General features: G+C 55.0%; 9 protein-coding genes and 1 tRNA gene. 1 reads left to right on the top strand and 9 read right to left on the bottom strand.

The window, feature by feature from the left end:
* Positions 1-34 precede the first annotated feature (34 nt).
* Positions 35-108: transfer RNA gene (locus tag HMPREF0308_RS05935), tRNA-Gly, on the top strand.
* A 168-nt stretch (positions 109-276) separates the two neighbouring features.
* On the opposite strand, the gene HMPREF0308_RS05930 is transcribed toward HMPREF0308_RS05935, so the two are convergent.
* The 9 genes from HMPREF0308_RS05930 to HMPREF0308_RS13650 form a co-directional block, all read right to left on the bottom strand.
* Positions 277-849 carry a carbohydrate-binding protein gene (locus HMPREF0308_RS05930; protein ID WP_050765419.1) on the bottom strand — a complete coding sequence of 191 codons (573 nt, stop codon included), beginning with the start codon at positions 847-849 and terminating at the stop codon, positions 277-279.
* Positions 850-881: 32 nt separating this feature from the next.
* Complete coding sequence (locus HMPREF0308_RS14455) at positions 882-1,133, bottom strand: carbohydrate-binding protein (protein WP_005529679.1); 252 nt, start codon at positions 1,131-1,133, stop codon at positions 882-884.
* A 257-nt stretch (positions 1,134-1,390) separates the two neighbouring features.
* A complete protein-coding gene (locus HMPREF0308_RS13000; RefSeq protein ID WP_005529677.1) occupies positions 1,391-3,124 on the bottom strand; it encodes a phage tail fiber protein in 1,734 nt (577 codons plus the stop codon).
* Positions 3,125-3,182: 58 nt separating this feature from the next.
* A complete protein-coding gene (locus HMPREF0308_RS05915; protein WP_034657087.1) occupies positions 3,183-4,637 on the bottom strand; it encodes a coiled-coil domain-containing protein in 1,455 nt (484 codons plus the stop codon).
* Between the two features lie 10 nt (positions 4,638-4,647).
* Complete coding sequence (locus HMPREF0308_RS05910; protein WP_005529673.1) at positions 4,648-5,715, bottom strand: hypothetical protein; 1,068 nt, start codon at positions 5,713-5,715, stop codon at positions 4,648-4,650.
* A 71-nt stretch (positions 5,716-5,786) separates the two neighbouring features.
* Positions 5,787-6,134 (bottom strand): hypothetical protein, encoded by a 348-nt coding sequence (locus tag HMPREF0308_RS05905; protein ID WP_236251888.1) that lies wholly within the window; start codon positions 6,132-6,134, stop codon positions 5,787-5,789.
* Positions 6,135-6,149: 15 nt separating this feature from the next.
* Positions 6,150-6,593 (bottom strand): hypothetical protein, encoded by a 444-nt coding sequence (locus HMPREF0308_RS05900; RefSeq protein ID WP_005529669.1) that lies wholly within the window; start codon positions 6,591-6,593, stop codon positions 6,150-6,152.
* 2 nt (positions 6,594-6,595) lie between these two features.
* Entirely contained in the window at positions 6,596-6,970 is a 375-nt protein-coding gene (locus tag HMPREF0308_RS12995) for a hypothetical protein (protein WP_005529668.1), read from the bottom strand.
* Complete coding sequence (locus HMPREF0308_RS13650; protein WP_236251889.1) at positions 6,970-8,580, bottom strand: GH25 family lysozyme; 1,611 nt, start codon at positions 8,578-8,580, stop codon at positions 6,970-6,972. Before HMPREF0308_RS13650 ends, HMPREF0308_RS12995 begins: the two co-directional genes overlap by 1 nt.
* Between the last annotated feature and the right edge of the window lie 77 nt (positions 8,581-8,657).

Raw genomic sequence — 8,657 nt, 5'->3', positions numbered from 1 at the left:
TGCTAAGCTTTTGGCAATGCATCTATTGCATTGCGCCGACGTAGTTTAATGGTAGAACTGCAGCTTCCCAAGCTGCTGGCGCGGGTTCGATTCCCGTCGTCGGCTCCAAAGTGTTAAATGCGGCCCTAGCTCACGAAATGTGGACACGGGGCCGCTTTAACTATTCCCCTAAATAATGGCTAGTAGGGCCAATAGTAGAACCAGTTAGGCTAAAGCTTCTTCCAGCCTTGCGGGCATGATTAAACCCCTGTCGCGTGTGCGGTCAGGGGCTTGTGGTTAGAGTTTTTCAAAAAGGGCGTGGGCTTGGTCTGGTGGCCAGTGTGTGGCGGTGGTGTGTGCGGAGCGTACCCGGTAGTGGGCACCCTCGTAAGCCACGATGTCGCCCTCCGCTACGTCGAGGCCAGGGGCAAACGGTCGCACCTCGCCGGTGCCCGGCTCTTCTGGCTGGGAGGTGGTGTATCGGTCGGTGATGTCCGCCCAGATGTGCTCGTCCACGCCGTGCGCGCCTGGCTCCCAGTGATTCAGGCCCTTGTGGGTAGAGCGCACAATGCGGCCGTTGTGGCGCACGATGTCGCCCTCGCGGTACATCATGGAATGATCCACCCCGGGGTTTACCCACTCCGGCACGTCACTAATAGCCGCCGGCAGTTTCTCCGGGTCGGTCAGTGCGTCAGGAAGTGGTAGCTTACCCGCGTCCTGCAGCTCCTTAACCACCTCCGCCTGTGCTTCCTCCACGGCTTTAAGCGTGGCGCGGCGTTCGCGCTCATCCCCGTAAATCCACACACCCAGCTTTTCTACCTCATCATCAGTGAGCTGCTGAATGGACTCTTTGATTTGCTCAATGCTCATGATTTCTCCTTTAGTATTTGTCTCATCGTGGGTCACGGTCGATACATGCGCCAGTAGTAATCCTGCGATCCGTAATCACTGCCCGGCTCGTAAATATTCTTCGAGCTGTGCGCCTTAATGCACTCCCAGAAGCCGCCACGGCTCGCGACGATATCCCCCACGGCGTAGGTTGCGGTGACCTGCCATGGGGGTGCCCATTGTGGGGTGCTGCCACGGAACACCGCTTTCGCCTCCCTGCTACCTACTGCCACATTTGAGGGGTATTTGCTGCCTACATAGAGCATGCGGCCACCTCATCCGATTTGCTCCCATACCAATTTCGACGAGCCAGGAGGAAGCGACGACCACTGCGTGGTTTTCCAGAATTGGCCGTCGTAGTGCACGTAGGTGCCGGGCTTAATCTCGCCGCCTTGAGCTTTTCTTTCCGTGGCCCAGTCAGGTGCCCAGACAATGCGCGGCCCGTAGAAAACAGCCTTAGCATTGCCCCCCCTACCGTGACCTGCTTAGGAATTTTATTACCTACATAAAGCATGCTAGCCCCCTACACCACAATATAAACGGTTGAAGAATCCGGATACGACGGCAGCGACGACACAACCTTAATTTTGCTGCCATCAGCCACCGCCCTATCCACATAAGACCGCGTCGAAGCAATCTGGGATTTGACGTAGGACTCATCAGCCTTGCCGCTGAGCTTCCTTCTAACGTCAAGAATCGAAGTGTAAACAGCATTCGCAGCCGCATCCTGCTGGTCAAGGCGTTCTTTAAGACCGTCCACATCCTCGATCTTATGCCTGTGCCCCTTATCAGCCTTGCCAGCCAGCGCGTCATCCAGCCCCTCGACCTGCGCGGTGGTATGCGTATGCGGAGCGGGTGGATACGTGGCGGGCTTGCCTTTCACCTCATCCCAGGTGGAAGGAAAAGTACTAGGCTTGCCCTTCACCTCATCCCACGTAGTAGGGAACGCATCCGGCTTATCTTTTACCTGCTCCCATGTCGAAGCTAAATCAGGCTTACCAGTCACCTCATCCCACGTATGCGTATGCTCTACAGCAGCCTTACCATCCAACGCCGCCTGCAACCCCTCAACATCCCCAACAGGATGAGTATGCGCAGACGGTGGGAAAGCGGCGGGCTTATTGTCAATATCAGACCACACGTGACGGTGGCCAACCGGGGAATAATTACCCTCAATAGAATTGGCTGTCTCCGTGGCTTTCTGTGCTGCCCGGTCGGCCTCCGTCTTCGCCCGATTAGCTTCATTGGTGGCGGTGGTCGCGGATTTTCCCGCGTTTGTCTCCGAAGTCTTGGCGTTCGTCTCGGACGTTTTCGCATTCTTAGCTAACGCAGCTACTACGTCAGCTTGTTTCGTAGCGGTACCGGCTTGTGTGGTGGCGGTTTCCGCTTGTGTGGTGGCAGTGGATGCCGACGCCTGCGCCGCCGAGGCCGATGCAGCCGCCGCATCTACATCAGCCCGGATTGCAGATTGTGCAGACTCTACAGTCTTCGACGCGGCCGTTTGGGCATCTGTGGCTGACTTCGCAGCAGCAGCCACATCATCCTTTATTGCGGCCTGGGCAGTAGCCACAGTTTCGGATGCCGCATTCTGTGCATCACTAGCGGACTTTGCTGCCACGTCTTCAGACTCTTTCGCGGCGGCCGCGGATTCTACAGCCTTATCGACATCAGCCTTTATTGCGGCCTGTACAGACGCCACCGCCTGATCTGCTTCGGCACGCACCACATCCTCCAACGGTATGCGCGTCATAACATATGTGCCAGCCTCAGACGTGACCGTGACAACAAGCTCAGACCCCTCGACAGTGATCGATTTCAACCCCACACCAGCTGGGCCACGCACAATCGGCTCAGACGCGCCAGCGATGGGCGACACTAGCGTAAGGTCAACTTCTCCACCCGGTACTGCGTCAAACATGACGGGCTTCAGGGTGAATGCCCAACCGTTCGCCTGCATGTGACTAAATTCGGCTTTCCACTGAATCACATCCGGCTGGACACCCTCACCACCGGCTGCTAGGTATACGCCCTCTTGCCCACGGTGCATGATGATGCCGTCACTAATGCGGCATTCGATAGGTGCGAGCACAAGTGATTCAGGGCCTTTCGGCCCCGCATACTGCACCACATCACCGGCTTTAAGCAGCGGCGTGAAAGTCACATTGCCGTTAACCTTCACAAAATCTGGATTCGCATCCGAATCCGCACCATCGATTACAACAGCGCTAACAGCACGTTTAACCCTTGTGTACTGCACTTTTGCCCCCTTGTGGGTTGATTACCAGCACAGCATGGCAGCGGACGGCAGTTGTCCATCACTGGATTTCACTAGTGCGGGAAAGTTGGCGGACGGAGAACTCTGTGAATTGCTCCCCTGCTCTCGTGTTATCGAAGAGCTTGGAGCTGTCTTTACTGATATAAGCCGAAACGTAGGCGTACCCTCCGGCTTCACGAATATGCACGATGGTGCAGACTTCCAATGTCTCCGAAAAACCATCATTTGCAGACTGTGCCGACCTCGTGACCCACGTGCCGTTCGGGGCATCACGCACCTGCACATCCAATCGGGTGGTACTCGATCCGACCGAGAGGACAGTTTCGGGTGGCATCATCACACGGGCGCGAACCTCCCAATCCCCAGGAGATTCAAAAGAGATATATGTCCCGCCATCGTTAAAAGTCCCCGTATGGCATCCAATCATTTTACCCGTGACCCCACCCCACGTCAGTGGTTGAGTAACACCAGCCCGCAGATCCAGCACCCTAGTCATGTACAGTGACCCATGATTCTGCACGAACAACAGATTGACACTACGCGCAATCGCATCCGAAGCCTGATTAGTTGCCTTAATCGCCTTAGTGTTCGCCGTGCTAGCAGACGTAACAGCCGCCACAGCCTGATTCGTAGCCTCAATAGCCTTAGTATTAGCCGCCGTAGCCTGCTCCAACGCACTCACAGACTTATTCGACGCCTCAATCGCTAGTGAGTTCGCCTCAGTCGCCGTATTCGTCGCCTGCAACGCCTTATTCGTCGCCTCAATCGCCTTAGCATTAGCCCTAGAGGATTCATCATTCGCAGCCGTAGCCCGCTCCAATGCAGAAATAGAATTACTATTCGCCTGGGATGCTTTAGTCAAGGCTTCAACAGCATCATCCGTAGCCTTAATCGCTTTAGTATTCGCAGCAATCGCAATCTGCTTGCCCTCATCCGACTTCAAATCAGCAGCCGCAGCCTGCTCCGAAGCCGCCCTAGCATCCTTAAGCGCACCATCGGCATTAGTACGCGCAACCGCCGCATCCTTTTGCGCCGACTCCGAATAAGAACGCGCCCTCGCCGCATCCTCACGCGCATAACGGCCATCCAGCAAAGCATCCTCAGAATTCTGCAACGCATCCGAAGAAGCCTTAACCGCCTTTTGCGCCTCTTTAACAGCCTGCTCAGACTGAATACGCGACGACTGCGAATCCGCAATAGCCTGCTCGGCCTTTTCAGTCGCCCGCTCCGACTCCTGCAACGACGCTAACGCATGTTTCTGCGCATCCTCAGCCATCGCAAGAAACTTCTTCGAATCCTCCAACCTGTCCTGCGCCTGCTTCAGCAATTCATCAATGGTCGCCTTTTTCGGCATCACTTTATTCAGCGAATCAAAAAGGTCAGGGCGGATACCCCACGTGCGGTTACGATCCCCAACATTTGCAGGATTAGGCGGCTGCTTATACTCCGGCTCACCAGCCAGCCACGGGTCAATACCGCCACTAATATCAGCCACAACGCCCCCCCTAGTTGAAGTTCGTGTTCACAGGCTGCGCCATAATCGCCAAAGATGCACCATCACGCACAAACGACCACGAACCAGTGCCCTGCTTTTTCTTCAAAACCACGTAAAAAGTCGTCGCGGTATTAGCCTTGACCACCCCATACGATGCGCCAGGCGTAACCAACGCATCCGCCGATGCGGTAATAGCCGACGGCCCATTCTGATTCACCGTGCCAATAGAACGCCCCACCACATCGCCGGACTGGGCATTACCTACCCGCACCTCAGCATCAACACGGATACCCAAACCGGCCTTAATATTGACCTGACCATTGATAACCAAAGGTCGCCAATCATAAGACAGGCCCGGCACCGTCACCGACGCGACCAGCTGGTCAGATTCAATTTCCCCATCTGCGACCGTAATATCCACCGACTTGAAATCGTTCGGTGACAAAATCCATGGCCCGGTTGGGGCGAGTACCGTGCGCGGCGCCCACTTCTGCCCTGTCCACATCAGCGATTCACCAATCAATGGTGCACGCGCCATGTCAACATCCGGTGAATCCGCAAGCTTACCGGCATCACCTGGGTCACCTTTAAGCCCGGGCTTGCCTTGTGGGCCTTGTGGTAGCACGAAATCAAGGACGAATGAGTCCTCCGTCGAGGCCGCATGGTTAATGCTTACCGACGCATCGCGGCCAGGAACCACGGAACCAATCTGCGGGCGTGGTGTCTTACCCGGCGCGCCAGGCATGCCAATAAAATTAGGGATCTCTAGATAGTCCCTACCGTCCCACACCCAAAGACTTCGAGAATTCACATCCGGGTACGCGGCGCCCGCATCTACCTGGCGCAAATCAGTAGGTAATTGTGACTTCGATGTAATCAGATTACGGAACCACAAACCTGGGCCGGGGTCGCCCTTTTCGCCCTTTTGGCCGCGCAAGCCACGCGGTAATTCAAGGAAAGCAGCCGACGGGGTGACCTCGATAATGGCGCGCTGAGTCGCCAGAACATCGCTAGTGTCTACCCATTTTAGAATGAGTTTCGTTTCAAGGTCGCCATAAGTAGGCACAGAATCGGCCATAGCAGGGTACTCCTAACAACAGGTGCTTTAATCACCCATAAGGAAACATGCCGCCTACCGTTGTCCACCTGCTAAAAGTCATTTTCCAGCTCGTCAGGAACCGGAAGCTCACTAATAGATTCCGGGTGCTTCAGCCGCCACTGTCGGATGTGGTGCACTGCGATATAGTAGCGGCTTTTCCACACCTCCAATTTTTGCGCCAAGCTAGCGACCTCTTCGCGCAATTCTTTAATAGACGCGTCGCGCTCCTGCAATTGTTTATTTGTCCAGTCTTTCATCTCATCGGTGAAAGCTTTCCAATCCGGCCCTGACTGCTCAATCAATGCTGTTTCACGCTGTGACTTATTCGCCGCCTTTTGGCTAATCCACGCGAATACGCCGCCCACAACAGGGACGCTAAGGGTAGCGATGATGCCCAATAGCCACTCCATAATCTACCCCCTACGCGTGACGCTAATCCGCTTTAGTCCCCAATAGGTCAGCCAGACGATACCGATATAGCCGATTGCAGATACCCATGCACGTTCCGCAACCCCGAATACGCTATTCAGGATGAAACTAGCACCCCACGCGGCATGCAAACCGGATGCGATGCCTACATAGACAGATAAGATTCTCCCCTGTTTGAATGCCGGGTACACTGCCATTAATCCGACGGTGATCCACAATGTGGCATTCAAGTCCATGGGGAGAATCCCCTCGACGAAGTGCGCTGGTTTACGCTCCGGATTGACGAACAGTGGCAGGTAAGACACGCCGCGAACTAATGTGAGTGAGCCAAGGATGACAGCCAAACCAGCATTGCCAGCAAACCAATCATCTGCACGCTTACGTGCATCATTAACCGCATTCCAAGCGTGTTTAGCCTTGTGCCACATGATTAAGCCCCAGGGTAAATACCCGGCTCATTACCGGAATCAACAGTAGAAACAATTTCCGGCTGCTCCTGCTGCGGGAAACGCTTAGCCAAATCCTCAACCATGCCGCGCAACTCATTAGCCAATGCGCCAACACTACCGGCCTGCTGCACAGCATCCAACACATCATCCTTAGTGGCCTTATCATCGGAGCCTCGATGCGTCTTAGTACCCGCAAAAATCAGGGCAAACGTCCCCAAATAACCAGATGCGATAGTGGCGGTATTTACGATGCCGTCGAGCTGCTCTTTGGTGACAATGCCCGTAGTCAAGGCGATGAAGATGAGCGTTGCGACGACGTAGTAGGCAATCTTGCGGTATTTCCATGCGTTAGCCATTACTGTACCTCCGGGCTGATGGGGTCTTTATTATCTGCGAGTGCTTCCACGGTTTGATTGAGGATTCCCACGGCCTTAATTAGCTCCGTGAAAGATTCATTCAAAGCACGCAACGCCTCATCCGTAGCGTCCGCACGCTTGCCCTGCGCATCAATATTGAGCACAAGCATTTCCACCATCGTCAACCCGCTGTTAGCGGCCTGCTTTTTCTTCGCCGCCGCCAATACGGAATCAAAAGACCAACCGTTAAAAGTTGGTTCGCCCTTGCTGTTGGTGCCCGGGCCTGCCAATTGGTCTAGGGTGAGCTTGATTCGCTTCTGGTCAATGTTGCTCAATTCGAGTTCCTCTTTCTTAAGGGTTGGTTTACCTGTGATTAGGGCTTGGAGGTCTTCGCGGGTGCCACGGAACGCATTCACGTCTACGTCTGCGAATCCTGCGACCTCGGCCTTAGACCCGTACTGCCACAGCACGGGTTTTTGATTGCCGAGCGGATAATTCCACTGTGCTGCGTTGTCGCCGCCGCGTGCCGCATACACCTGCGATGGGGAGCCATCCGGGTTAGACCCGTAGGCCGCCACCCAGAACGCGCCGAATTCGTGCGTGGCTGGTTCGCCGGGGGCTATCTTCCCCTCCCAGTACGGGACGTAGGAATACGCGCCTATAACGCGCACACCGGCGGCTTCAAAAAGGCGCTTAGCTTCGCGGATATGGTTCACGTGCAACCCGGCGGGTGTTTCGCAGTCCAGCCAGATGGGGCGCTTCAAATCACCCATGACATCCAACGCGGTGTTTACCTGCTGCGCGATGCTGCTGCCCTCATTCGGATTACGCAGATAGTGATAAGCCATGGTGAGTAGGCCATGCTGTTCAGCATCCAGAATATGCGAGCGGTAGCACGTATCACGGTATGTGCCGTCCGTGGTGCGGACAATCACAAATTCCATGCCCTCACGCTTAGCGCGAGACAAAGGCATGCCATTCTGCCAAGATGAAATATCAATACCTAGGATATGGCCCGCCGCTTGTGGCTTATGCTCCACAGGTGCCGGGGGATGCTTCGCCCCCGCAGTTGAGTACGCATACCCTTTGGGCACAATCAGCGTGCAAATCTGGTCGAAGCTAACCCAATACCCATACGGGGCGAAACCACTATCAGCAATCCACAGTTTCCGACCACCCTGATCCGAATAGCCCAACGCGGCAATGTAGTGATACACCACTCCGCCGCCGTAGCGTGGACTCTCCGTAGACGGTGCCACAGCACGCGGATAATTCGACGGCGGCGCAACAATATTTATAATCACACCATGACCAGCATTAATCGAGCCGGTCATCTCACGCCACATAACATCCTTAAGCGCCGCATTCGGGTACGTGCCAACATCGCGGTGCTTATACGCCGCGCCAGGAATATGCGCGTTCAGCACGCGTGGAAACTGGCCAATATAGTCAGTGCCGTTAACCGTGGTTCCCAATCCTGCGGCTAGCGCTGATTCTGGGATGGTTTTACCCGTCGCCGCCAAAATAACATTCTGCGATGACGCCGGGCCGCAATTATAGTAAGTATCCTGTTTTACCTGATTACGGGAATATGGAAGAATTTTCTCCAAGGCCGCCCCCTTTATGGATGGCTCAATGATTTACCACTGAACCATCCCAAACAGGTGGCGTTGTTTAACCCGCCAGG

It is taken from the genome of Corynebacterium striatum ATCC 6940 (assembly GCF_000159135.1).
Classification (GTDB): Bacteria; Actinomycetota; Actinomycetes; order Mycobacteriales; family Mycobacteriaceae; genus Corynebacterium; species Corynebacterium striatum.
This window is presented reverse-complemented; position numbering and strand designations above follow the sequence as displayed.